This window comes from Liquorilactobacillus hordei DSM 19519, from assembly GCF_019443985.1.
Classification (GTDB): Bacteria; Bacillota; Bacilli; order Lactobacillales; family Lactobacillaceae; genus Liquorilactobacillus; species Liquorilactobacillus hordei.
Genome location: NZ_CP049303.1, coordinates 575,484 through 600,611, shown reverse-complemented (window position 1 = coordinate 600,611; position 25,128 = coordinate 575,484). Strand labels below are relative to the sequence as shown.

General features: G+C 35.2%; 24 protein-coding genes and 1 riboswitch. Of the genes, 1 reads left to right on the top strand and 23 read right to left on the bottom strand.

Annotation, left to right across the window (positions count from 1 at the left end; translation table 11 throughout):
• Positions 1-288: 288 nt before the first annotated feature.
• The 5 genes from G6O70_RS04030 to G6O70_RS04010 all read right to left on the bottom strand — a co-directional run bounded on the left by G6O70_RS04030 (position 289) and on the right by G6O70_RS04010 (position 5,829).
• The gene (locus tag G6O70_RS04030; RefSeq protein WP_057869420.1) at positions 289-1,752 is read right to left on the bottom strand and encodes an amino acid permease; all 1,464 of its coding nucleotides are present in this window, start codon (positions 1,750-1,752) and stop codon (positions 289-291) included.
• A 141-nt stretch (positions 1,753-1,893) separates the two neighbouring features.
• Positions 1,894-2,071: riboswitch (Lysine riboswitch) on the bottom strand.
• A gap of 69 nt (positions 2,072-2,140) precedes the next feature.
• Positions 2,141-3,823 (bottom strand): acetolactate synthase AlsS, encoded by a 1,683-nt coding sequence (gene alsS, locus G6O70_RS04025; protein ID WP_057869421.1) that lies wholly within the window; start codon positions 3,821-3,823, stop codon positions 2,141-2,143.
• Between the two features lie 246 nt (positions 3,824-4,069).
• Positions 4,070-4,588: an Rrf2 family transcriptional regulator gene (locus G6O70_RS04020; RefSeq protein WP_057869422.1), complete on the bottom strand. Its 519-nt coding sequence runs from the start codon at positions 4,586-4,588 to the stop codon at positions 4,070-4,072.
• Complete coding sequence (locus G6O70_RS04015; RefSeq protein ID WP_057869423.1) at positions 4,575-5,120, bottom strand: GNAT family N-acetyltransferase; 546 nt, start codon at positions 5,118-5,120, stop codon at positions 4,575-4,577. The genes G6O70_RS04020 and G6O70_RS04015 overlap by 14 nt, the downstream gene beginning before the upstream one ends.
• Before the next feature lie 31 nt (positions 5,121-5,151).
• On the bottom strand, positions 5,152-5,829 hold the full coding sequence (locus G6O70_RS04010; protein ID WP_057869424.1) for a zinc-ribbon domain-containing protein: 678 nt from the start codon (positions 5,827-5,829) through the stop codon (positions 5,152-5,154).
• A gap of 292 nt (positions 5,830-6,121) precedes the next feature.
• Here G6O70_RS04010 and G6O70_RS04005 point away from each other — a divergent pair, with 292 nt between their 5' ends.
• Complete coding sequence (locus G6O70_RS04005) at positions 6,122-7,162, top strand: LCP family glycopolymer transferase (RefSeq protein WP_057869425.1); 1,041 nt, start codon at positions 6,122-6,124, stop codon at positions 7,160-7,162.
• Between the two features lie 167 nt (positions 7,163-7,329).
• Here the strand turns inward: G6O70_RS04005 and G6O70_RS04000 are convergent, their stop codons facing one another.
• The 18 genes from G6O70_RS04000 to G6O70_RS03915 all read right to left on the bottom strand — a co-directional run bounded on the left by G6O70_RS04000 (position 7,330) and on the right by G6O70_RS03915 (position 25,119).
• Complete coding sequence (locus G6O70_RS04000) at positions 7,330-7,986, bottom strand: ABC transporter ATP-binding protein (protein ID WP_057869426.1); 657 nt, start codon at positions 7,984-7,986, stop codon at positions 7,330-7,332.
• Between the two features lie 11 nt (positions 7,987-7,997).
• Complete coding sequence (locus G6O70_RS03995; protein ID WP_057869427.1) at positions 7,998-9,422, bottom strand: ABC transporter permease; 1,425 nt, start codon at positions 9,420-9,422, stop codon at positions 7,998-8,000.
• Positions 9,423-9,681: 259 nt separating this feature from the next.
• On the bottom strand, positions 9,682-10,116 hold the full coding sequence (locus tag G6O70_RS03990) for a threonine/serine exporter family protein (protein ID WP_057869428.1): 435 nt from the start codon (positions 10,114-10,116) through the stop codon (positions 9,682-9,684).
• 14 nt (positions 10,117-10,130) lie between these two features.
• Complete coding sequence (locus G6O70_RS03985; RefSeq protein WP_057869429.1) at positions 10,131-10,874, bottom strand: threonine/serine exporter family protein; 744 nt, start codon at positions 10,872-10,874, stop codon at positions 10,131-10,133.
• Positions 10,875-10,927: 53 nt separating this feature from the next.
• Positions 10,928-12,097, bottom strand: coding sequence for an MDR family MFS transporter (locus G6O70_RS03980; protein WP_057869430.1), 1,170 nt, complete (start codon positions 12,095-12,097; stop codon positions 10,928-10,930).
• Between the two features lie 66 nt (positions 12,098-12,163).
• Positions 12,164-12,364, bottom strand: coding sequence for a cold-shock protein (locus tag G6O70_RS03975; protein ID WP_003689193.1), 201 nt, complete (start codon positions 12,362-12,364; stop codon positions 12,164-12,166).
• 167 nt (positions 12,365-12,531) lie between these two features.
• A complete protein-coding gene (locus tag G6O70_RS03970; RefSeq protein ID WP_057869431.1) occupies positions 12,532-13,179 on the bottom strand; it encodes a metal-dependent transcriptional regulator in 648 nt (215 codons plus the stop codon).
• A gap of 108 nt (positions 13,180-13,287) precedes the next feature.
• Positions 13,288-14,157, bottom strand: coding sequence for an RluA family pseudouridine synthase (locus tag G6O70_RS03965; RefSeq protein ID WP_057869432.1), 870 nt, complete (start codon positions 14,155-14,157; stop codon positions 13,288-13,290).
• 11 nt (positions 14,158-14,168) lie between these two features.
• Positions 14,169-15,044, bottom strand: a complete 876-nt coding sequence (locus G6O70_RS03960; RefSeq protein ID WP_057869433.1) for a hypothetical protein — start codon at positions 15,042-15,044, stop codon at positions 14,169-14,171.
• 77 nt (positions 15,045-15,121) lie between these two features.
• On the bottom strand, positions 15,122-15,913 hold the full coding sequence (locus tag G6O70_RS03955) for a hypothetical protein (RefSeq protein WP_057869434.1): 792 nt from the start codon (positions 15,911-15,913) through the stop codon (positions 15,122-15,124).
• Positions 15,910-16,779: an ATP-binding cassette domain-containing protein gene (locus G6O70_RS03950; protein ID WP_057869435.1), complete on the bottom strand. Its 870-nt coding sequence runs from the start codon at positions 16,777-16,779 to the stop codon at positions 15,910-15,912. Before G6O70_RS03950 ends, G6O70_RS03955 begins: the two co-directional genes overlap by 4 nt.
• Before the next feature lie 5 nt (positions 16,780-16,784).
• Positions 16,785-17,147, bottom strand: a complete 363-nt coding sequence (locus tag G6O70_RS03945; RefSeq protein WP_057869436.1) for a GntR family transcriptional regulator — start codon at positions 17,145-17,147, stop codon at positions 16,785-16,787.
• A gap of 62 nt (positions 17,148-17,209) precedes the next feature.
• On the bottom strand, positions 17,210-19,006 hold the full coding sequence (locus G6O70_RS03940) for an ABC transporter permease (protein WP_057869437.1): 1,797 nt from the start codon (positions 19,004-19,006) through the stop codon (positions 17,210-17,212).
• Between the two features lie 15 nt (positions 19,007-19,021).
• Entirely contained in the window at positions 19,022-19,780 is a 759-nt protein-coding gene (locus tag G6O70_RS03935; protein WP_057869438.1) for an ABC transporter ATP-binding protein, read from the bottom strand.
• Between the two features lie 131 nt (positions 19,781-19,911).
• Positions 19,912-21,957 carry a methyl-accepting chemotaxis protein gene (locus G6O70_RS03930; RefSeq protein WP_057869439.1) on the bottom strand — a complete coding sequence of 682 codons (2,046 nt, stop codon included), beginning with the start codon at positions 21,955-21,957 and terminating at the stop codon, positions 19,912-19,914.
• Positions 21,958-22,054: 97 nt separating this feature from the next.
• On the bottom strand, positions 22,055-23,275 hold the full coding sequence (locus tag G6O70_RS03925) for an ABC transporter permease (RefSeq protein ID WP_057869440.1): 1,221 nt from the start codon (positions 23,273-23,275) through the stop codon (positions 22,055-22,057).
• Between the two features lies 1 nt (position 23,276).
• Entirely contained in the window at positions 23,277-24,164 is an 888-nt protein-coding gene (locus tag G6O70_RS03920; protein ID WP_057869441.1) for an ABC transporter ATP-binding protein, read from the bottom strand.
• Positions 24,165-24,228: 64 nt separating this feature from the next.
• Positions 24,229-25,119: a LysR family transcriptional regulator gene (locus G6O70_RS03915; RefSeq protein ID WP_057869459.1), complete on the bottom strand. Its 891-nt coding sequence runs from the start codon at positions 25,117-25,119 to the stop codon at positions 24,229-24,231.
• Positions 25,120-25,128 lie beyond the last annotated feature (9 nt).

Here is a 25,128-nt window from a genome sequence, read left to right as displayed (position 1 = left end):
CACATTCCTCCTAATTTTTCTAAATTAAAAAAGCCTTCTCATCCCTCAATTGGGACGAAAAGACTTCATTCGCGGTACCACCCAAGTTCGATTTTAATAAAATCGCACTCAACTAAAATAACGGTCTCCCGTGCAGCATTACCTGCCCACATAACGAACGCTGGAATTTCGACTTCATGATTCGCACCAACCATCATGTCTCTGAAAGTCTACTTAAGGCGTACTCTAGTGTTTTCTGATATATCATCTATGATTAATAGTAATATTTTTTCAATAAAATTGCAACTCTTAATCTATTTTTTTACTAGCAATATCATGGGGTGTCAAATCGACTTTTTCCAACGGGATCATTTTTGTATGATACTTGAACTTATAGTAGAAAAATAAAATTAAAAATAGTGGAATACTCATGTAACTAACACCTATCGCCTGCCAATCCCAGTTAGCAAACGACTTCAAGTCCTGCCCTATAATTACCAATACACACAAAACGAAAGAGAGAATTGGACCAAATGGGAACCATTTTGCATGATATCTCAGATCATCCAATGATTTTCCCTGTACCTTAAATGCTTTTCTAAAACGATAATGTGAGACTGCAATTCCAAGCCAAGCAATAAATCCAGTCAGTCCACTGGCACTTAATAAAAATGAGTATATTCTAGTACCATATATACTGGCAAAGAAGGTCAATAATCCAACCGCAGTCGTTCCTAACAATGCATAAAAAGGAACACCTCTCGTATTCAATCTGCTAAATATCCGTGGTGCATTTCCATGATGTGCTAATGAAAAAAGCATTCTTGTGGAAGCGTACATCCCTGAGTTTGCGGCAGAAATTACTGAAGTTAAAATCACTGCATTCATCACACTGGCAGCAGATGCTAACCCTGCCCTTTTAAAAACAAGTGTGAACGGACTAATTGCAATATCACTTGCACTTGAACCTAACAAGTTAGAGCTTGTATATGGAATTAAACAAGCAATTACAAAGATAGACAGAATATAAAATAACAAAATTCTCCAAAATACTTGTTTAATTGCTCTAGGAATACTTTTTTCCGGTGTAGCAGACTCACCAGCTGTAATTCCAATCAACTCTGTTCCTTGGAATGAAAAACCTGCTACTACAAAAACACTCAGTAAAGTTGGAACTCCACCAACAAATGGTGCCTTGTGATAAACAAAATTCTCAAGTCCTACTGCATGTCCTCCCATAATACCAATGATTGTCAGGAAACCAACTATTAAGAAAATAATGACTGTAACTACCTTAATTAGTGACATCCAGTATTCAGCTTCACCAAATGACAAAACCGAAAAGGCATTGATGGCAAAAATAATTATCAGTGCTACCATACTAAATATCCATGTTGGTACATGAGGAAACCAAAACTTCATTACCAGTGCAACGGTACTAACATCAACCGCCAGAGTGATTGCCCAGTTGAACCAATAATTCCACCCCATTGCAAACCCAAAAGCAGGATCGACAAATCGACTGGAATAAGTCGCAAAAGATCCGGTAACCGGCAGATATGTCGCCATCTCGCCTAGACTAGTCATCAAAAAATAGACCATGATTCCTATTCCTATATAAGCTGCCAATGCACCACCAGGCCCTGCAGTACTAATTGCGGAACCACTTGCAACAAATAACCCTGTTCCAATACTTCCACCAAGAGCAATCATTGACAAATGCCTTGTCTTTAGCGTTCTACTAACTTTTCTTGTAACTCTTTTTGCTTCCATTCTTCCTCCTAAGTTCTCAAGAGGCAACCAAGCATGTGTTTCAGTTAACGAACCTTTTACACGTGGATAATAATATAAAATAAAAAAGTCATACCGCTAGCAGCAGTAAGACTTTTATAATCCATAATTTAATAAAAAGTCATACTCGATAGCTCTCCGTACAAATCTGTACGACAGTCCCCAGCCTCTTAAGCTGAATCCCAACAACTAGTTGTTAAAGCAACTAGTCATTTCGGCAAAATCTCCTTTCACTGCAAGTCACCAATGCCTTAACATTTCATAGCAGCTACTAATATCATTTGCAACCTCTTTTCGATATGTCTCAATTATACGCTGTCTAAAGTAAAAGACAACACCTATAAATAAGTCCTGTCTTTCCAACTTATAATTAATGAATCTGATCTTCCAAAATCTGTGTCCCCAGTTCATGATTAAAACTATAATCGACTGGAATATCAACAACAACAGGCCCTTTAGTTGCAAAAGCCTTGTCAAGTACCGCTTTAAGTTCACTTGCCTTGGTAACTTTCATTCCCGTAGCACCAAAACTTTCAGCATACTTAGCAAAATCAACTGGACCAAATTTAACACCGGCATCTTGTCCATACTTAAGTTCCTCTTGGAATTTAACCATGTCGAAATTACCATCATTCCAAATGATGTGTACGATATTCAAATTAAGGCGAACCGCTGTTTCCAAGTCCTGACTAGAAAATAGAAAACCACCGTCACCAGAAACGGAAACAATTTGTGCATTTGGTCGAACCAACGCTGCTGCGATTGCCCATGGCAAAGCAACACCCAATGTCTGCATCCCATTACTGAACAATAGATGACGCGGTGCATAACTTCTAAAATGACGAGCCATCCAGATATAGAAGCTTCCAACATCAACAGTAACCGTCATATCATCAGTTATGTGACTTTGCATTTCACGAATAACACTCAACGGGTGATTTAAGATTTGATCTTCTTTAACTGCAGGAGCTTCGTCACGTTCCTCCAATTTGACATGTAAATCTGAGAGATATTCATGGGACGTCTCAGGAACCTTATATCCCTTCATATATGGCAATAAGAAATCTAATGTCTGCTCAATATTACCAATTAATTCACGCTCAGGCTGAAAGTTCTTATCTATTTGAGATTCAATTGTATCAATAACAACAATATTTGCATCTCCCGTGGCATTCCAGTTTCTTGGTTCATACTCAATAGGATCATAGCCAATTGCAATAACTAAGTCACTCTTTTTAAGCAATTGATCTCCTGGTTGATTACGGAATAATCCAACACGTCCAAAAAAGTCGTCCTCCATATCGCGCGGAATAATTCCGGCTCCTTGGAATGTTTCAACAACTGGCAAATGAGTCTCTGAAATTAATGCACGAATAGCTTTTGTTGCTTCAGGGGAAGATGCACGCATCCCAACAAGTAATACTGGCATTTGAGCAGCTTTAATTCTTTGTGCCAATAATGTCGATTCAACCGGACTTGCTGGCCCTAATTTTGGTGCAATTAATGGTTTGATTACCTTTGTATTTACCTTAGCATCAACAACATCTTGCGGTACAGAAACAAAACCTGCTCCTTGCTTACCAGCTTCTGCTTCACGATAAGCATTGGCGACAACTTCTGAAATATTATCGGGATCTTGTACTTCAGCACTATATTTTGTGATTGGTGCAAATAAAGCAGCATTATCCATACTTTGATGTGTTAAACGAAGCAAGTCAGTTCTTTGAACCTGCCCAGAAATAGCCAACACTGGATCTCCTTCAGCGGTCGCTGTAACAAGCCCAGTTGCAAGATTACTTGCACCAGGTCCCGAAGTTGTCAAAACAACACCCGGTTTACCTGTAATTCGTCCAATACCTGCGGCCATAAATGCAGCGTTTTGTTCATGACGTGTCAAAATCAATTTAGGTGCTTTGGGATTAGTCGGATGTTCCAATTTTTCAAATACACGATCAATTTTTGCACCAGGGATACCGAATACATATTCAACATCGTGGTTTGCAAGACTATCGATCAATGCGTCAGCTCCATAATATTTTTCCTTGTCTTCCATTGTAGCAAAACTCCTTTTTAATCAAATCAGACTAGCTCATCTGCATCATTCAATAAATGATGCTTGTAAATTCAAGGATTATGATAGCATTGAGAACTATTAAATACTAGCTTGTTTTTTTCTTGTGAACAAAATAATTATCATCTATGTAAGCAATTACTTGTAATTAGAGAATTGAATAGATTAAAAAAAGTTTGCTTTGTTAAAGGGGTAACTTTGCAAAAAAGCCACTCAATAGTTTTTTTCTCAATACTTAATATCCTTTAACAAGTCGGTCATTTCTTGATTTTTTGTAACATCTGGATTATTCCAGTCTACTAACTTAACTTGACGATTTCCAAAAGTCTCACGAATTATGTCATGAACAGTCTTCTTACTTAAATACTCACACCAACGTTTATCAGCTTCTTGAAAAAGTTCACCAATTACATGTGTTGCTTCATGTGAGATTGGTAAAAAATCTTTAAACACCAAGTCAAGAAAACCTAAATCGGGGTAAGTTTTTATGTCTCCTTCTGTTGCATTTATAATTTGAAGAAAAGTTATTTCCTTTGGATCCTTTGCCAGAGAAAAGCCACCGCTATTGCCTGAAACAGACGTTATTAATCCAGCAACTACTAACTTACGCATTATCTTTTGCAAATAAGTCTGGGAACCTTTAATCCTCTCATGAATCATCTGTGACGATAATGGCACATCTCTTTTTTGAGTCGCTAAAAGCGCAATAATACATGCTGCCTGCTCAAATCCTTTAGTTAGTTGCATCTTCAATTTCTTCCTCTCTTAATTTTTTTTCATAAGCTATTACTTTTTTCTTCATAAGTTGTTCGTCAAAGTAAGGAATTTCCATAATTGCTGAAACTACAAATCCTGCTTTTTCCAATACGCGTTGTGATGCAATATTTTGAACGGAAACATATCCTTCAATGACCTCTATTGATTTATGATTTTTTTTGATCCATTCTATCAATCTTCTTAACGCCTCAGACATATAACCCTTATTCCAATATTTATTATTGAGCGCATAGCCTACAGCAACCCGTTTTTCAATTTGCTCTGCATCATCAAATTCTTGTTCATATAAACAAACATTTCCGATAACCTTACCATTTTCAAGAGCTATTACCCATGCCAACTCATTATCTAATTCAGCATAGAAATCCTTAGCTGACAGATAATTACCACTCTGAATAAATCCCGCGGACCGTGCAACGTCTTTTTGAGAACTATACTCATATAGATCATTGATATCACTAAATTGAACATGACGCAATAATATTTGCTTTCCCTTAATCATCCCTAATTCCCCAATACTGGATATAGTTTATCTATTGCTTCTTGTTAAAAGTATAACTCATATCACGCTTTGATTGGGGTAAAATGAGCAGTAAAAATAACAAAAAGTCTCCAAATCCAAATAAGAACTTTATAAGTATCAAAATTCCCGGTAAGCTACAGTCATGAAGTCTCCTTATCTGAGCAGTTGTAATTGAAATATAAACCAAAGTCATCCACATGCTTATCGCAATTCTCTCAACTATCTCTACAGATGACGGACTAAATCCATTTACTACCACTAATGTCTCCCCCATTACCATACCAAAGATCAGCGATAGTAAAAAGATTCCTGCAATCGACCACCAAAAATCAGCTCGTCCCATTCTTTTTTGCAGCACAAACATATCTTTAAGCATTAATTTTGTAGAAGTAAAAATTCCGGGCTTTGCACTTTCATTCAGTAACAGTTCCTTTTTCTTACTTTCATCCAAGTTATCCATATCGGTTTTTTCAGCCACTGTTACTTTTTCTGAAAAGCTTTCAACATCAATAAAAGCTTGATCTTTTCCACAGTATTGACAATAGTTTGCATTGACTGGGATATTCTTTTGACAAAATTTACATTTTTTAGCTTCAAATCCTTCTGTAAAAATTTCCTGTTTCATTCCACAATGGTCACAATATTGCTCACTTTCCTTAATACTAAATCCACAACGTTGACAATTCATTAATTGGTCACCTTACCTTTTTTACGCACACGATAACTATTTCAGTTATTTCGTATTTTTTCATCTAATATTATTATACAGTATTTATTTTTTTAATTTTATTAAAGATACATCATAATAGCTAGGGACATTCGACAAACTACACTTTATTTTATCAACAATTAATTACTTCTAACATCTGTCTAGATTTCTATAACATTAACATATCTTATTTATAGTTTTCTTAATTAGTCATAATTACTATTTTCTGTTAAAATTATAACTGTTAATTCATCAGAGGAGATGAAATATTGTGGTAAAAGAGCCAGAATTTAAGCGCTCAGAAATAAAAAACAGAAAAAATCAGGTTGCTAAGCCACGAAAGCATAAATATTTCACAGCACTTATATTCGTAATTGTCGTGTTGCTCGGAACCTTCTTTTTATATTTAGGACATATTTATAGAGATGCACAGAAAATGACAACCAAGATATACAGTTCCAGCAATATCACAAAAGCTCGTGATACGCAAAGCTTACTCAAAGCAGGTAAACCAATCTCTATTCTGTTAATGGGTACAGATACTGGAGCGGTCGGACGAAACTTCAAGGGGCGAACCGATACGATGATTGTGCTAACATTGAATCCCCAAAAAAATAAAATGACAATTGTAAGTCTTCCCAGAGATGCACTTGTTGCGGTAACTGGTTATAAAAAGTACTATCCTAGTAAATTAAATTCGGCATACGATTATGGTGGTTCCGGCACAACCATTAAGACTGTACAAAATTACTTAAATATTCCAATTGATTTTTATGCAACCATTAACATGGGTGGCCTTGAAAACATGGTTAATGCCGTTGGCGGTATCACAGTCAAACCTCTTTTAACATTTTCATATGGTGGGCATTCATTCGTTAAAAACAAAACAACCAAGATGAATGGAAGTACTGCCCTTGCATATGTCAGAATGCGTCACTCCGACCCATTAGGAGATTACGGCCGACAACAAAGGCAGCGTCAAGTCTTAACAAAAGTTGCCCAGAATGGAACAAAATTAAAATCTCTTATGACAGAACGTTTCTTCAAGGAAATTAAAAAACAACTAAAAACAGATATTACATTCAACGATATGCTGCTACTAGCCCTCAAGTATCGTGGGACAACACGCAATATGACCTCAGATCACTTACAAGGCGAAGCCGACTTAATATCCGGTATCTCCTTTGAGTCAGTTCCAGCAACTGAAAAACAGCGAATTACAAATTTAATTCGTTCTTCATTGAATCTTGAATCTGCAACTACCGGCAATACTTTGTTAAATTCAAGTAGTATAAATACAACTGAAAAATAAGAAACCATTACCAAAGAAAATGTGTCACAAGTCGCTAAAATTTGAAATCAGATACCAAAATTCTTGCTTGTAACATATGTTTAGCTCAAAACAAAAGGACCGAGTCAAAATAAATTTTGATTCAGTCCTTTTGTTATTGTAAATAAGCGTGTTTCATAAAGAAAACTCTAAACTTGTTCAAACTTCTTTTGACGAAGCTCGATAATTGAGTCACATTTTTGGGCAACATCAAATTCATGAGTTACTATAACTACACATTTGTTTTGTTCATGCGCAATTTGTTTGAACAAGTCCAACACATCATTTGTACTATTCTCATCGAGGTTTCCTGTTGGTTCATCTGCTACTACGAACTTCGAATCACAACACATTGTACGAGCAATCGCGACTCTTTGTTGCTGACCACCTGATAACTTTGTCACTTTTCGTTTCGCATTATCCTCATCAATGCCAATCTTATCCAACAAGTCCAAAGCATACTTCTTGTCACCAGCATGTTTTGCCTCGGTAATCGCCATTGCACACAGTAGATTGTCTAATGCCGACATATACGTTAACAAATTATACGATTGAAACACCATTGACACACATTTCTTCCGATAATTCATCAACCCAATCTTCTTAAGTGTTTCGCCTTCAAATTCAATTGTTCCGCTTTTTGGCGTGTCTAATCCTGCTATCAATGACAAGAAGGTCGTTTTACCGGAACCACTCTTTCCGATTATCGCATATAAGTTACCTGCATCAAATTGTAAATTAATATCTTCAAAAAGTTTTTCATTAACATCGTCATACCAATATGTTAGGTTTTTAGTTGTAATCATATTCTGCCTCCTTATAATATCAAAATTTTCTTTGGCTCTAATCGCAAGACATTAACTGTTCCAGCTAAAATAGCAATCAGGATAATCACTAATCCAAAGCCGAATAATTCAAGTATTGACATTAGGTCAACTGATACTTCTAAGTTAGACAAACTACTTTGCTGACTTCCAGTATTTTGTCCTTGTTGTGTAGCTCCACCACCATTTGGCATTCCACCTTGAGTTGGTGCTCCACCTTGGCTTTGACCGCTGCTAACAGTCATCGTGCTTGTAGTAGTAGATGATGATTGTGAAACAAGTTCCTTGGACATGTAATTCCCAACAAAACCGCCACCAATTACTGCAATAATTGTTGAGAAAATTAATACAACAAACATTTCAGTAAAGAATTGAGAAATAACCTTCCATCTTTTTTCACCCATTGAAAGCAAAACGCCGATTTCATATCTTCGCTCACGAATCATCAAAATAACAATCAATGCAAGAATAATTGTACCTGCAATGGTTACTAACCAAACAATCTTGTTAGCAAATGATTTAACATTGTTCAAAGGTGTCAATAATGACTGATATGTGCTGTCATCAGTTGTCAAAGAAAACTTACTTGTACTGATCAATTTTTTAGCTTGCTTGATGAATGCACTTGCCTTTGCAGGATTATTCATGATAAATGTTACTGATTCAGCTTTTCCAGTTGTTCCCTTAACTTTGTTAACATATTGTGCAGATGTATAAATTGTGTTCCCTGGATCAGATTGTCCCATTCCACCAGAACTTGCAGTACTAGATGCCTTATATATTCCGACAACTTTCAAAGTACGAACTTTGTCATCTGTATCTTTAACCTTAATTGTTGAACCAACCTTTAAACTATTATCCTTAGCTAACTCTTTTTCGATAACGACGTTGTTAGTGTTCGCATCACTAACTGTTAATCCTCGTCCAGAAACTAACTTAGCACTGCTGCTTGATAAAACTGTTGAAGTACTTGAAACACCAGAAAGGGTAATATCCCCGCTGGAACTCTGTGATTTATTATTTCCACCCATTGATGGTCCTGATTGACTACTTGAGGATGTTTTTATCGCTGTAAATGATTTGGCATTCACAGTCGTACTGTTTGTGACATTGTAACTCTTAACATAGCTAGATTTGGCTATTTTTTTAGCCGTAGCAATGCTGACGCTTGGCAAGCTCAACGTCGTCGACTTAGACTTGCTCTTTCTAATATTCTTAAACGCTTGCTCTCTATTAGCAGTCAAGGTAACTGTAGCATTTGAACTTTCCTTTGCCGTTGCGATTGCACTCTTTGCGGCATTTTGAATAATGATTCCAGATAGCACAAATAATAATATTGCTGACATTACTAACAGAAGTAATATTGATCTGCCTTTTTTCTCCTTAATGTTGAGAAAAGCTCGTTTGATAAAATTCATTCTTTCGCCTCCATGTTTAAAGTTCCATTAAATAATTAGTATTCCTGTAACTTCCTCCATTTTTTATCTATTATTCATAGGTTGCCTCAGAAGTCATTCTTCTGTACCTCATTAATATTAGTTGGAAGTTATGAATAATTTTAGAATATTTTCCGATAAAAGCTTCTATTAAATTTGTTAATATCATGAACTTCCTTTACAAAATAAAAAAGACCAAATCAAAATTTAACTTTTGAATCAGCCATCTGTAGATTATTATTTAGTGTTTCATCGTAATTCTAAAATATGTTCTAGCTACCAACTCTGAAATGAAAAAACCCATCGCAATTGCGCCTGCAATCATTGCAACTTGTACCAGATTCCCAATTGCCGCCAAATCATTGCCAACAGCAAAGCTACGAACCGCTTTGTACGCCTGTCCTCCTGGAACGAGGGGAACAAGACTTGGAATATTAAACAAAATCATTGGCATTTTCAACCTCCGAGCCATGAAGATCGAACTAAGCCCAATTGCCAAAGCAGCTAAAGCATTTGCTAGCATCGTCCCACCATCAGCCGTTTTAACCACCAAGTAAGTCATCCACCCCAAGACACCTACCCAACCACATGCATTAAGTGCCCTATGTGGAATATTAACAATAATGCCAAAACCAATTGTTGCTAAATAACTACAAATTATCTGTACTATCATCATTATTTTGCACCTTCTCACAAAAAACGAAAAACAAATGCAATTCCCATACCAATCGCACAAGCACTCAAAAGAGCTTCCATCGCACGTGCCATTCCGCTAAGAAAATGGCCCGCAAAAACATCACGGACAGCGTTAGTAATTGGTACTCCTGGAACTAATGGCATTACACCACCAATTGTAATCATTCCAATCTGCGTCCCCCATTGTAACCGTACAAAGAAAACTGCTATTACACCTATCAGAAACGATGCTAAAAATTCACTAACAAATCTAATTTTAAGTCGATTATTAATTAAATAATAACAACTATATCCCAATCCGCCTGCAAAAGCGGTCGCAATTATATCCTGCCAGACTCCCCCATACATAATCATCAAAGTCACACTTACAACCACCGCAGCTATTAGTTGTAACCAAAAAGAAAAAAAAGGTGTTGATATATTTAACTTCACCAAATTATTTCGAAATTCTTCCAATGAAATTTGTCCATCTTGAAAAGCCCTCGAGTTCTCATTGACCAAGGAAACTTTTTCCAAATCAATGGTTCTTTTTTGAATAGGCTCAACTTGTGCAGAAGATTGTTCTGGAATTGACATTAAAATCCCAGTTGTCGTTTCGAATATTTTAGGATTATTAATGCCAGCGTTGCGCGCTATCCGTGTTAGCGTGTCATCCACCCGAGCCATATCCGCTCCATTTTCAATCATAATCTTCCCTGCCATTAAAATCGTTTCAATAATAAGATCGTTTTTAGTCATAAATCTCACAACCTTTTTTGAAAAATTATCCATCAGTATTTTGATAATTGCAATTATTTTTTTAAATTAAACCGCGTAATTATTAAACTAATAATTGTAGTAGTTAATACCAATAAAACTATCATCTCAAATAATAGTTCATATGAAAAAAGCTCAACTACCACTCCTCCTAGTAAAGGTCCAACCGCATGCCCCATAGAAGCCGCTATACTGACAAAGCCTTGGTATTTACCTCTTTCAGAATCACTACTCAAGTTGGCTACAATTGCTGGGATAACTGGAAATGCAATTACTTCACCAAATGTTACTATTATCATTGAAATCATAAAATGTTCGTAGTCTTTGGCAAAAATCAGAGATGCAAAAGCAACTACGAACAGTGCATAGCCTACATACACTTTTTTAACATTGTTTATCCCATATCGCCTGTCAAGAAAACTAATAATTGGCTGACCAACTACCACGATAATTCCATTAATCGTCCATAAATAGCTATATTTGTTTAATCCTATTCCTAGCGACTGCATATAAACAGAAAGATTCGACTGCCACTGCGCATAACCCATCTGAATCATTAAATATGTTAGTAAAATTCCACTAATTATGAAAATACTACTTTTTGTCGTCTTTTGAAGTATTTCTTTTTTTATATGTGTTTCATTCTTTTTTGTCTGCACATTTTCAAATACATATTTTGTCAAAGCAATTATAAAAAAGATTACGTATAACAAAAAAGTAACCACAAATATATACCTAATATCTAATTTGACAACAAGTCCTACAATTAATGTTCCTAACACAACCCCTATGTTCGCCATAAAATACATCATGTTAAATACATAACTCGCTTCGTGGTTCTTAATAGATGCTGCCAAAGCATTAATAATTGTATTGGCAATTGCTCCGGCAAATCCGTTAATGATTAATAATATTGGATATGCTGGCCATTTATTAAAAAAGACCAATAACAACAGTGCAGTAATTGAAATTGCGATTGCGAGTAACATCCATTTTCGCCCACTGCCTTGGTCGTAGAGATAACCACCAATATAACTTCCGCCAATCATAATTAATGACTCTATAAATAAGACAGTTCCTGCAAGTGCTAATGATTTCCCTAAATAGTCATGCATATATACGGTTGTGAGTGGCCAAATAAAACTCGTTCCAGTACTTGAAATCAAGTTTCCTACTAGTAGCCATCTTAATTTTAATTTTTTCATCTCTCTCCTAATAAAAAAAGCCGAAGCGAGACAGCTGTCTCACTTCGGTCGTTTTTTGACTTTAAATTAGTCTTTTGTAACGTTAACTGCTTGTGGTCCACGGTCGCTTTCTTCAACGTCGAAAGTTACATGTTGGCCTTCATCTAAAGTTTTGAAACCGTCGCCTTGGATAGCTGAAAAATGAACGAATACATCGCTACCATCTTCGCGAGTAATAAAACCAAAACCTTTGTCTGCATTAAACCACTTTACTGTACCTTGTTCCATGAATAAACTCCTCCTTGTGCCTATCTGGCACTATCTAATAATAGTTGTAATTCTTGATCGGCACAAATGGGGAAAGTTATTTGAAACATTCTAACCACGGTAACCCATACAAAAATACACCCTTAGTATACCATGGCATCCTAAAAAAAGATAGTGTTCTTCACCTACTATTTTACAAAAATGTAGTGTGCTGCTTTAAAACTCACACTCATCTCTTGGCCTGTTTCTTTAATCATAATTTTAATAGGCCCTTCAAAAGGAGAATGACCTATTATTTTAAGTTCATCGCCAATTTGCAATTCGATATCATCTAAGTAAGTTAATAAATCGTGATTATCAATGAAACGGTCAACTTTTACCACTTCGCCATCTTTTGCATCAGCTAAAACATTATGACCATCTTCTTGATAATCGCCATTTTTATTTGGAATTACCCCACCATGTGGGCAGTGTGTAGGATGATTTAGAAATTCATCCAAATGTTCCATCAAGTTTTCACTTGCAATATGTTCGAGAACCTCGGCATCACTATGAACATCTTGCAATTTGTAACCTAACGCAGAGACAAGAAAAGTCTCCCATAGTCGATGTCTTCTGACTAGTTCCTCTGCAACTTTAATTCCTTCTTTGGTTAAAGAAATTCCTGCATAAGGCGTATGCACAGCTAGGCCGTCTTTAACTAACTTTGCCACCATTTCGGTGACAGATCCAGCCGCAACATTCAGGCTTAATGAAATCTGCTTGTTTGAGACTTTCTTTTGTGTTCCACCCAATTCAAAAATGATTTTCAAATAGTCTTCTTTTTTTGGTGTCAAACAGTTCCACTCCTTTAGCACCTTCAATATTTAGTACACTCGCATTATATTATAGCAAAAAAAAATTGCTCTGCCAAAATAATATAACTATCCTTTTGCTTGATTCAACTATTTTTCTAAAAGACACTGCATATCTTCAGGTAAACCACATTCAACTTCAATATATTTTTTTGTGAAAGGATCTAAAAATTTTAATTTAAATGCATGCAACGCCTGTCTTGCTATTTTTTCTATATTACCGTCATACAACTTATCCCCAAGCAAAGGAAATCCGATTTCACTAAAATGCACCCTAATCTGGTGAGTTCTTCCAGTATGAAGTTTAACCAGTACTAATGAATTATTGCCTAATCGTTTCTTTACCCAATATTCCGTAACTGCTGATTGCCCTGTGGCCATAACTTCTCTACGGATATTTGCGTCTCTTTTCCCAATCGGTTTATTAATAAGCGCATGCTCTGATGGCAGATCACCCTCAACGACTGCTAAATAATATTTTTCGAAATTCTTATATTCAACCTTTTCAATCATCCCTTGAGCAATCCTATTCTTAGCAATTAAAACAATTCCACTCGTAAAACGATCAAGTCTAGTAATAATATGTGGTACTAAGTCAGTTGCACCAGAATCAAAAAGGTATCCTTTTACATAATTAACAAGTGTTGTCTCTCGATTACTCGGTCCAGGGACTGTCGTCATACCCGCTTTTTTATCAACAATTAACCAATTCGAATCTTCGTATAATATCGTAAGAGTTCCATGAGCGATTGCAATTTCTTCATTGTTTTCATCTGGTAGCCTTAGTGTTACTGCCTGACCATGAGCTACCATCGTTGTCAATTTGCGATATTTCTCTCCAACTAATAGATCACCTTCGCCACGTCGAATTTGGCTCAAAAGGCGCTGGCTTATGCCATTAGCTAATAAAATCTTTTTGATGGTTTGATCACTTTCACTATTTATCCATGTATATTCCATAATTCAAATTCCTATCTCATTATCCTTCTTAGCAAACCTAAAACAAAGAGTACTACACCTACTCCCAACAATATTAATCCATAGCTTTGGATTTGTTCAAATGTGGTTTGTAGTAGTGTACCAATTAACCCACTGGCTTGATCTGCTGCACTTGCAACCTTATTTGGAATCTCTGAATTTCCAATCAAAAAAGCACTTGCTGCCAATACAATTCCGCCCCAGATAGCTGAAATTCCCCAGTAGTATGATAATCTAAAAATACTTCGGTCATGGATTATTAATAACAGCGACAAAACAACAAATGCAATAATTCCAATGATAAAGATTAAATTAGTCGTCTTCTTGACATTAACAATCACTTTAGGCAATTTTGCTGCCGGCGTTGCGTTTATCTTGGTAGTAATATAGGTACTCATTCCACTTAAAAATGTATTTTGTGCAGATTGATACACCACATTATCAGTAGCGATCCCCACATTTGTAGCTTTTTTAGTCAAGTTTTTCTCTATTTGTTTCTTAATTAATGAACTATCAATAATTTCACTTTTTCCGGCGTAAATATTACGTGTAACTGTTGCTAAGTCTGTTTTCACCTGTTCCTTAGTGACTAGATTGGCCGTTAATGAGGTAGGAATATTATTTTGAGACGCCAAAGCAGCCACAACACTATTTAAAGTGCTTGTAGCTTGTTTGACATAAACCGTTTTAGTAACTTCAGCAACGGCCACTTTGACATTCAATATTGTATTTTTTAATGCATATGTTCCAGCAACCATCATTAATGCTATCGCGATGAAAAATGCTAAGTATCTGCTCACACTTCGCCCCGGTTCGTTGGAATATCTTTTCTTTTCACTTCTTCTATATGTCTGCCCTGATTCAATCACCGTAAAACACCAACCTTTTAAAGTTATCTAAAATCTAACTCTTAGTATAACTCAAAAGATCAGATTAAAAACAATATCTACTCATTCTTGATTTTAAAAAGTTTCATGGTAGCATAACTTCCAATTAAACAAATTACACCAGTAAGTATAGATACAATAAATGGCATTGTTGGATTCCATGCGCCTGCATGAGAACTAGCTCCACTGTACCCGATAATAAAATGAATAAAAGAATTAGTCCCTTGAATAACATGCAACATGTAATCATTTTGTACAGCCGCAGAAATCCAATTGATAAGGACAACGATCATCGCAAAAAGTCCTATGAAAATATATACTTTAGCTTTTTTAGTAAATAAACTAAAAATACTGCCCACCATGATTGCCCCAATCGTAACAACTGAAGTTGAAAGTAGAATAAAACATAATCCCATAAAAGAGTTCATTGCAGTGCTACCAAAATACTTGCCATAAACTTGCATGTACATTGAACTTTCCTGCCATGAATGTTGCGTATACGGATTTAAAAGAGCGAAAATGATTCCAATGAGTTGGCCTAGGATACTAACAGCCAAAAAAGACAAAACTCTTGCTTTCCAGAATGTCTTACGTGATATTCCATTTTGAATTAATAATTTAAAATCGTTATATGGAAAAAGTGCAATTCCTGAAATTAAAATGGAGAGAGTCGGTCCCAAATTTGTATCCGTTAAAACATTCTTTACAGACAAGCTGCTAAAATTAAAGCCACTAAATAGCCAAGGAAAAAATAAAGATGCGAAGACTATCCAAATCAATATATAGCCGAGTTGTTTAACTGTATTTTTAAAAAAGTAATTGGTAACACTAATTTCTTTTTTAGTCATCATTTTTTAGTCCCCTCCTCCAAATTTGTAAGATTAACAAAGAGTTTCTGCAAATCCATCCGTTCAACAGAGACTGTATCTGGCAAAATCCGTTCATCGTCTAACTTGCCATAGATGTAGTTTCCATGGATACTTCCCAAAGTTTCTTTACCTATGATGTTAAGTCCGCGACAATATTTATCAACATCATTTTGGGGCCCAGCTATCAGATATGCTTTCTTTAAAACATCTTCAACATCACCATCAATTACAATCTCACCATGACAAATAATAAAGACGTGTTCAAGCATATTTGCGATTTCTTCAATAAGGTGTGTTGAAATCACAAAGGTTTTTTGCGTTTTAACATAATTATCAAGTAACTCACGATAAAATAATTCACGATGGTTGGCATCCAACCCTAAAATTGGTTCATCTAAGAAAACATATTTTGCTGGAACTGACAACGCAATAATCAGCTTAAAGATACTTCGAAAACCAGTTGATAATTTACCAAACTTTTGCTTTAAATCTAGCCCGAATTTATCAGCTAATTCATTAGCATAATCATAATCAAATGAACCATAAAAAAGCTCAGTCAACTTAAAGATTTTCTCAATCTTTATTCCTTCAGGATACAGATTACGTTCACTCATCAAGTAAATTTGTCCTAATGCTTCATCAAAATCAAAGACACTTTTTCCATCCAACAATACTTCACCAGAATCCGAGAATATTCGATTGGCCATAATGCTCAGCAAAGTACTTTTTCCGGCACCATTTCGCCCTAGAAGACCATATATCTTTCCAGGTTCCAATTCAAAACTAATATCGGATAAGATTTTCTTTTTACTAAAACTTTTTTGGATATTCTTAACTTCAATTCCCATATCAATCAAAACCCCCGTTTGATTAAGTCTAATAATTCTTCTTCTGATATCTGTAACCTTTTTGCCTCGGCGACAACTTGAACAACCTTATCTTGATAAAATAATTCTCGCCGTTTTTTCACGAGTTTTTCATATGCACCTTGAGCAACAAACATTCCAATTCCACGTTTTTTTTCAACTAAGCCATCACTTACCAGTAAGTTAATCCCCTTCAAGACTGTTGCAGGATTAATATGAAAATCACGCGAAATCTCCGTAGTTGATGGGATCTGTTCTTCTTCAGCATAGTTTCTAGTAAAAATTGCTTCCTCAATTTGGCTTGCAACCTGCAAATAGATTGGTTCTGTGCTGTTAAAATTAAAATGCATCTTTTTTCACCTCATCATCCATAAAACACAAAATCAAGGATTCTAACTTTATTTGTTAGTTGTCAAATTTTATTTTTTAGTACAATCTTCTGGTACATAAAGAATACTATTAAGTAGTATAACAGATACAGCACTGCAAATATCGTAAATGGAAGCCAAATCCCATAATATGGATTAATTAATATTCCTTTAAATAGATTTAAGCCAATTAAAACATGAACAACACCCACAATCGCGGGCAAAACAAACAATATTCCAATTTCTTTAGCAATTGCTCCGCGCAATAAAGACTTACGTACACCTAATTTTGCTAGCATCGAATATCTCGTAACATCGGTAAACGCACCCGAGAGGATCTTGAACATTAAGCAACTCGCAAGCATTGCAAGAAAAGCAATTCCAAGGAAAATCCCCATAAATTCCAATCCTGAATACAGCGGTTTTATGATATAAATTTTTGCATCATAATTTCCCTGAATTGCATTTGTTCTATCCTTTTGTTTACTCTTTGCATATTCAAGATTTGAGATTTGTGCCAGAACGCTCTGCGCACTATACGTATCTTTCGCTCTGAAAAATAATGCAGTCTGTGTCTGACCTTGAAGTGCGGCAAATTTTTGCTCATCTACAAACAAAATCTTTTTGTTAGGTTGAATACTTGCTGTAAAGTGTTGAATAGGATAACTGTCTTTCTTGAGTGCATTCACATTTATCTTAGTATAGCTTGTCGTAAAGTTCTTCTTATTGAACTTTACAGTTTGAAAAGGCTGACTTTTAAACTTTGCCTCTTCAAAATAAACAGCATCTCCAGCAACCTTATATGAATAATTCGATTGGTGCTCAATATCTAATTTTTTGATTAAGTTCTTCTGCTTTGAAGTTGGTTGAAATAAACTTAATGTATAAGCAGATTGTGCCTGTGAAGTCTTATCCGTAATATTGTTAAAACCAATCCCCGTTGTTATTGCACCAAGTGCCAGTGCCAAAAGCATTGTAACCAACGTTAAAATTTTAGTGTAATCATGTACTCGAAACTCAAGTTGCCCTAAAGTAAAACCATTTAGTTTTTTCTTTGCCAGTGTTGTTTTACGTAAGAGGTTAATTCCAACTGTCACAACTGAGTTGAAGACAAAAAATGTTCCAAAAGTAATTGTAAACAAACTAATGGGAATCGTTTTGTTACCATACTTAACAGCATTCAAAATTACCCCATATCCAATCACAAGCAAAGTAACTCCAATTATTGCTTGAACAATCTGAATCCAGATAGAAAGTTGTTTCTTTGCGGCTTTTTGTTGACTCTTTAATAATTTGAGTGCGGGTTTTTTAGTCATCAAGAAAGCATTGTAAATTGCTGCCAAAAAGAAAAGACCTAGATAAAGGATAAATGTCCAAACAATTGCCTTCCACCAAATTGGCGTATAGTACTTTGCAGTCAATCCTAAAGACTTAATAACAATGTTTTGCATGCCTGTACTCAATATAATTCCTACAATAACTCCAACAAAAGTTGATAAAAATCCGACCAGCATTGTTTCTATCCAAATCAGTTGCCCGATTTTTCTTTTGCGTGCCCCCAGCATCATGAACAAGCCATAATCTCTTTGACGCATACTTAACAAGAAATTATTTGCATAATTAATATATACCAGCGTAATTAACATTAATAAAATCGAACCAAAGGTAAAAATATATCCTATCATACTGACTAATGCGCCATTTTCTTTCAGATATTTTTCATTTGTCGAGAGCGTCTCAAACAAATAGAAAATAGAACTTGAAATTACTAATCCTGAAAAAAGCACTAAATAATCCTTCCAGCGATTTTTAATGCCGTTTATTGCTAACTTCCGTAACATCAATTTCCCTCCTTTCTATTGTTCAAATGTTCCTAAAAGATCTAAAATTTCTTGATAAAAATTGCTTCGATTCTGATTTTCTGTCCTAACTAATTCGCGTTCAATTCTGCCATCTTTGATAAAAATAATTTTCTTACAAAAACTTGCTGAAAAAGCATCATGTGTAACCATTAAAATTGAAGTTCCCATATTTTCATTAACTTCTGACATTAGTTCTAATAATTCACGTGCAGACTTCGAATCAAGTGCCCCTGTCGGTTCATCACCAAATAAAATTGCTGGATTATGAACTAATGCACGTGCACAAGCAACTCTTTGCTTTTGCCCACCAGAAAGTTCACTTGGATATTTTTTCAATAGTTCAAAAATACCAAGTTCACTAGCAACTTTTACTATAATAGAATCAATTTTTTTTGCCGAAACTCCCTGCAAAGACAGTGGTAAGCCAATGTTCTCTGCAGCAGTCAAATTTTCCAGTAGATTAAAGTCCTGGAAGATAAAGCCAATTTTACTAGCACGAAAATCAGCGAGTGCATTCCCCTTTAATTTTGCTACTTCCTCACCCTTAATCCTGACAGAGCCACTAGTTGGTTTATCAAAAGTGGCAAGCATATTTAACAATGTTGTTTTTCCCGAACCAGATGCCCCCATAATTCCAACGAATTCACCATTCTCCACATTAAAATTAATTGATTTTAGTGCTTCATATTGTTTTTCATTTCTCTTTCCATATATTTTTCTCAGATTATTGACCTCGATAATTGTATCTTGCATTTTTATATCCCCCATCTTGTTAATTGGTTAATCACTTATGTAACTAACCATATCACCGGCTAGCCTATTAGTCAAATAAAAAAAGCTTGCCACAAAATAATTACTTTGTGACAAACCTTCTTCATTAAACTCTATTCGATTACTTTAAACTTCTCAGCCAAATCCTTTTTTAGCTTCTTTGAAATATTACGTAGCTCTGCAACATTTCCTGTAAACTCTTCCATTGTTGCCAGGACTTCCTCTGAATTGGCTGAGACTTCTTCAGTTCCCGCAGCGTTTTCTTCAGTTGAAGCAGACACACTTTCTAAATTAGATAAAACACGAGTTTGAATCTTTTCGATACTCTTACTTGCATTTTCAACATCACTAATCTTTTTAGCAACATCCTTATTTTTGTTAAAGATTTCGGTTGATGAATCAATTGCTTCTTTTATTAATGCAGATTGTTTTTCTCCGCCCAATAATGATTCATTAGTTTGTTGTGCCATTTCTGCAGACTGCTCAGTAATTATTTCGATTATCTTTTCAATTTCATTTGTCGATTCTTTGGTTTGTTCTGAAAGTTTCCTAATTTCACTAGCAACAACAGAGAATCCTTTACCAGCTTCACCAGCACTCGCAGCTTCAATGGACGCATTTAGCGCCAATAAATTAGTTTGTTGCGAAATTCCATTAATTACATTTACTATTTTGTTAATATTCTTAACATTATTGTTTAATTCATTCATTGAATTATTTAGTTTTTCCATTCTTACTAATTCTTGGTTCCAATTGCTATCAACATTACCAGCAATTTGAATATTTTCGCCATTCAAGTTAGATGCTTCCGTTGACTTTTTAGTCATTTCGGTTATATTCTCTCGTAATTCTTGCACAACCTTAGACAAGTCTTTTACTTGTTCCACACTCTTTTCAGTTTCCTGTGCCTGAACACTTGTTACTTCTGCAATTCCTGTAATTGTTTTTGCTACTTCTTCAGTTGCCGTATCCGTTTGCTGAGCAAGTGTAAACAATGTATCTGATTTTTTAGCAACATTATCTCCTTCATGTTGTATTTTTGTAACTAATTCAGAGATTGATTTAGCCATCTTATTAAAGCTCGCACTCAATACTTGAATCTCGTTTCCAGAATCATCTGCTTTTACCATAGTTTTAGTAGTTCTAAATAAATTAGCATTATCTAACTTCTTATCTTCTATTAATTCAAGTTCTCCATTTCCAGCCTTTTCAAAGTAAGCCTTTAACACCCCGAAAATCTGCTTAAGTATCTTTGTAGTCAAGATTGATATAGCGATAACTATAATAATCATAATCAGTGAGATTACGATTGAATTTCTTACAAGAGATCCTAATTCTAAATTCAGTTCGTTTGCTTTTGTCTGTGCAACAGCAAAAGTTTGGTTACTCCCCCCCTTATCAAAATAAGCAGCTTGTACCTTAGATGATCCCTTAGGAATCACACTTCCCTTTGTTTTGGAAGAGCCAACAACCGCTTTATATAGCGAAGTCTTTTTAATACTTTTACCAATCAATTTTTTATTTTTTGAAGCAATTACAATTCCATCATCTGAAACTAACATGACATTTCCAGTGCGCCCAATCTTCAGGTTTTCTATGCCACTCTGGACAATACTGTAGGAAACATTAAAGGACAGTACTCCAGCTTGTCCATATTTATTTTTTATGACTTTGGATACACTTATTGTATATTGGTTTGTAGTAACACTTAAAAAAGGCTTGGAAAAAAAAGTCGACCCGTCTTTTGAGACAGCTCCCTTAAACCAAGGACGAACTGTCGGATCAAAATTACTAACTAACTTATTGCTATTAGCTACAAAATCACCATTCTTCTTTGAGAAGATAGCATCTTCAACTATCTTATTACCATTTTCTGCATTTCTAATACTTTTTTTAATAGCTTTCAAATTGAACTTTTCTTTAAAAACATCTTGCTTTGCAATTCCATCTAGTGCCTCACTAGCCTGTTCCCTTAATTCCTTTCGATTACTGACAGCGGTACTAACCGCACCAATCTTACTAGAATTATTCCTATCAATTAACAAATCATATGTATTAATATATGAACTCACCAACATAATTACGATAGGGGTAATCGCAGCAAAAATTAAAACAGTGGCGTACACGCGCCCAATACTCTTTGTTCTCTTCTTCGTCATTTTGTACTATCCTCCAAGATTTTAGTTACACTGTTAAATCGGAAAAAAAACAGGACATTTAAGTATGTCCTGCTTTTTATGGCAATAAGCCTAATAATTATCTAATTTTACTTGCTCTTTTGAAACTATTTATGATTCCCAAATCATCAGTCTGTAAAATTAATCCTGCATACATTCTACCGACATACATTGCCAAACCAAATGTCGCTCCAATCAATAACAGCAATGATAGTCCAACTTGGACAGGACTAACCTCACTATATATCAAGCGCATTGGCATAAAGAACGAAGAAATAAACGGAACGTAAGACGCTATCTTTACAATAAGATTGTTTGCATTCTCACCAAATACCAGCGAACCAATAAAGCCTACTAAAACAATATAAATTACAGGTTGAACTGCCTTTGACGTATCTTCTGGGCGAACAACAAGTGCCCCACATAAAGCTGCAAGAATTGTAAAAATGACAACTCCTAACAAAATATAGATTAGATTAATTGATAACAGATTACCCGCAACTTTTCCAATCGTCGTATTATATTCTGCAAATATTTCTTTTGACAATTCTAACTTTGGTAAAATTAAGTATACTGCACCGCCTCCAATCAAATAAATTAAAAGATGCGTTGCAATTACTCCAAAAGTCCCAAGAATTTTTCCATAAAAGTACTTCTTAGCCGGCATGCTGGAAAATATCATTTCCATAATCTTCGTACCTTTTTCTGATGCAATATCTTGTGCGACTGTAGTTGTATAAGTGATCAAAATAAAATACATCAGGAAAATAGTAATCATGAAAGAAATTGTCTTTATTGTTTCATCAGATGCCCCTTTTTTCGACACTTGCTGTTCCAAAACTGGTTGCACTGCAAGTGCCTTTAGCTGTGCTTGTGTTAACTGTGCTTTTTGTACATTTAAACTCTGTTGATTTGCTTGCAATACTTGCTGGAACTGTGTTTTTTGTGTGGTACTAAGTCTTGTTTTTCCAACATATTTGGCAACTAATTGACTGTTTTTTTGCTCAGCCACTAGATATCCCTTTATCTTTTCTTTCTTCAAGGCTTGCTGTGCACTCTTTTGCGAGTGATATTTGAGCGTCATTTCATCCTTGTCATATCTTAATTGTTTAGCTAATCCCTTATTGGTTGAAACAATTGCAATCTGATCACTGCTATCTCCGCCAAGTGTACTACTCAAATATCCAAAACCAAACGAAATGAAAATAAAGATAAAAGGGGAGATAACAAGTAAAATGAAACTCCAGCTCTTAACTTGTCTTCTATATGTTTCCATAAGAACTAATAAAATTTGTTTCATCTTATTTACCTGCCTTCATCTTAAAGATTTCATTTAATGTTGGTGGTTGTTGGTCAAAAGTTTTCACGTAATGTCCCCCTGTAACCTCATCAAAGATCTCTTTACCATATTTTTCTTCTTCTATGTCTAGCCGGTATGTTCCATATTTGGTCTTTTCAACTGCAGTCACATGGGCCAAGCTTTGCAGCTCTTCTTGTGTCATCTCAGTTTGCACAAAAATCCTAGTACTTCCAAAACTAAGGCGTAATGCCTGAATTTCACCGTTCAAAACAACTTGACCATCACTAATCATTACCAATTTGTCACAAAGTTCCTCTACATTTGTCATATCATGGTCAGAAAAGATAATTGTTGCTCCTCGTTTTTTTTCAGCCAAAATAACTTCTTTTAACAAATCCGTATTAACAGGATCCAACCCACTAAAGGGTTCATCTAGGATAATTAACATTGGCTGATGAATTAAAGTACATATTAATTGTATTTTCTGTTGATTCCCTTTAGATAAACTTTTTATTTTATCATCAATTTTGCCCTTGACCTCAAGCTTCTCCATCCACTTGAGTAGTTCAATTCTTGTTGTCTTTGCAGACATTCCCTTCAAACTTGCAAGAAATCTAACTTGTTGAAAGACTGTTAACTTAGGCATCAAGCTTCTCTCTTCTGGCAAATAACCAATACTTTTATACGTCTGTTCCGAGATTCGTTTATCCCCAAACAAGATTGAGCCATCCGACTTAACAAAATTCAAAATACTATGAAAAATCGTTGTCTTTCCTGCACCATTTTTACCAATCAGTCCAGTAATCTCACCTGAGTCAGCAGAAAAACTAATATCTTCTAGAACAAGCTTATTACCAAAGCTCTTCTTTAATTGAGCTATTTTTAACATTCGATCTCCCCTTACCCCTTAATATTATGTCTCCTTCACACTATACCTGAACTTAAGCCTATCTTCACTCATTTTTAATAAGTGTTCCCCTAATATTATCTAAAATTGATTGCTGCAAATTATTAAAAACGTGGGATCTTCGATATGCAATACTCGTTACAAACATTGGAACATCTGTATCTAATAATTTTATCTTAACGATGTCTTTACGAATAGGGTTAACTACCGCAGTCAAAAGTCCAATTCCAACACCATCAGCAATCAAATTCATTAAACTATGTGTTCCATTTGATCTAAAGACAACATGTGGTCGAAAATGATTGCGTGCAGCAAGCAAATCAAACGCATGATTATGCACAAAACCATTTTTAAACAATACAAAATCTTCTCTTCTTAGATCCTTAAACCAAACTTCTTTTTTCTGTGCTAGTGGATGATTTTTAGCTACAAATATCTCAAAGGGTTGACGATCGAATTCCTCAGTTATGATTAACTCATCACTCAAAGGATCAATTGACCCTAATAGTGCCATGTCGATTTCTCCATTTTGTAATGCTCGCAAAGTTGTCCTTGAACCGTACTCCATTGTCTGAATTTTATCCAACAAACTTGCCTTTTTTAAGTTTTTAGCAACTTCTGGGAAATAATTATTCTCAATAATTGGAGGCAAACCCATCGATAGCATCTTTAGACGACTATTTGTAATTTCTTTTTGGACCAAATTATAATGTAATAACATTCGTTTAGCATGATTCAATAGCTGTGCACCACTATCAGTTATTAACAAACCTCCCTGTGCACGATGCCTGATAATTAACCGTGAATTCACTTCTTCTTCCAATCTCTTTAATGCAAAAGTAATTGTAGGCTGACTGACACCAAATTCTTGTGCAACTTTCGAGAAATTTTTTATTTCTGTAAGCCTTATAAAATATTCGAGATCTCTTGTATTCATAAAAAGTCC

Coding starts and splice junctions, on each gene's coding strand:
- G6O70_RS04030 (WP_057869420.1), bottom strand. CDS start 1,752: ATGGAAGCAAAAAGAGTTACAAGAAAAGTTAGTAGAACGCTAAAGACA.
- alsS (WP_057869421.1), bottom strand. CDS start 3,823: ATGGAAGACAAGGAAAAATATTATGGAGCTGACGCATTGATCGATAGT.
- G6O70_RS04020 (WP_057869422.1), bottom strand. CDS start 4,588: ATGCAACTAACTAAAGGATTTGAGCAGGCAGCATGTATTATTGCGCTT.
- G6O70_RS04015 (WP_057869423.1), bottom strand. CDS start 5,120: ATGATTAAGGGAAAGCAAATATTATTGCGTCATGTTCAATTTAGTGAT.
- G6O70_RS04010 (WP_057869424.1), bottom strand. CDS start 5,829: ATGAATTGTCAACGTTGTGGATTTAGTATTAAGGAAAGTGAGCAATAT.
- G6O70_RS04000 (WP_057869426.1), bottom strand. CDS start 7,986: ATGATTACAACTAAAAACCTAACATATTGGTATGACGATGTTAATGAA.
- G6O70_RS03995 (WP_057869427.1), bottom strand. CDS start 9,422: ATGAATTTTATCAAACGAGCTTTTCTCAACATTAAGGAGAAAAAAGGC.
- G6O70_RS03990 (WP_057869428.1), bottom strand. CDS start 10,116: ATGATGATAGTACAGATAATTTGTAGTTATTTAGCAACAATTGGTTTT.
- G6O70_RS03985 (WP_057869429.1), bottom strand. CDS start 10,874: ATGACTAAAAACGATCTTATTATTGAAACGATTTTAATGGCAGGGAAG.
- G6O70_RS03980 (WP_057869430.1), bottom strand. CDS start 12,097: ATGAAAAAATTAAAATTAAGATGGCTACTAGTAGGAAACTTGATTTCA.
- G6O70_RS03975 (WP_003689193.1), bottom strand. CDS start 12,364: ATGGAACAAGGTACAGTAAAGTGGTTTAATGCAGACAAAGGTTTTGGT.
- G6O70_RS03965 (WP_057869432.1), bottom strand. CDS start 14,157: ATGGAATATACATGGATAAATAGTGAAAGTGATCAAACCATCAAAAAG.
- G6O70_RS03955 (WP_057869434.1), bottom strand. CDS start 15,913: ATGATGACTAAAAAAGAAATTAGTGTTACCAATTACTTTTTTAAAAAT.
- G6O70_RS03950 (WP_057869435.1), bottom strand. CDS start 16,779: ATGGGAATTGAAGTTAAGAATATCCAAAAAAGTTTTAGTAAAAAGAAA.
- G6O70_RS03945 (WP_057869436.1), bottom strand. CDS start 17,147: ATGCATTTTAATTTTAACAGCACAGAACCAATCTATTTGCAGGTTGCA.
- G6O70_RS03940 (WP_057869437.1), bottom strand. CDS start 19,006: ATGTTACGGAAGTTAGCAATAAACGGCATTAAAAATCGCTGGAAGGAT.
- G6O70_RS03935 (WP_057869438.1), bottom strand. CDS start 19,780: ATGCAAGATACAATTATCGAGGTCAATAATCTGAGAAAAATATATGGA.
- G6O70_RS03930 (WP_057869439.1), bottom strand. CDS start 21,957: ATGACGAAGAAGAGAACAAAGAGTATTGGGCGCGTGTACGCCACTGTT.
- G6O70_RS03925 (WP_057869440.1), bottom strand. CDS start 23,275: ATGAAACAAATTTTATTAGTTCTTATGGAAACATATAGAAGACAAGTT.
- G6O70_RS03920 (WP_057869441.1), bottom strand. CDS start 24,164: ATGTTAAAAATAGCTCAATTAAAGAAGAGCTTTGGTAATAAGCTTGTT.
- G6O70_RS03915 (WP_057869459.1), bottom strand. CDS start 25,119: ATGAATACAAGAGATCTCGAATATTTTATAAGGCTTACAGAAATAAAA.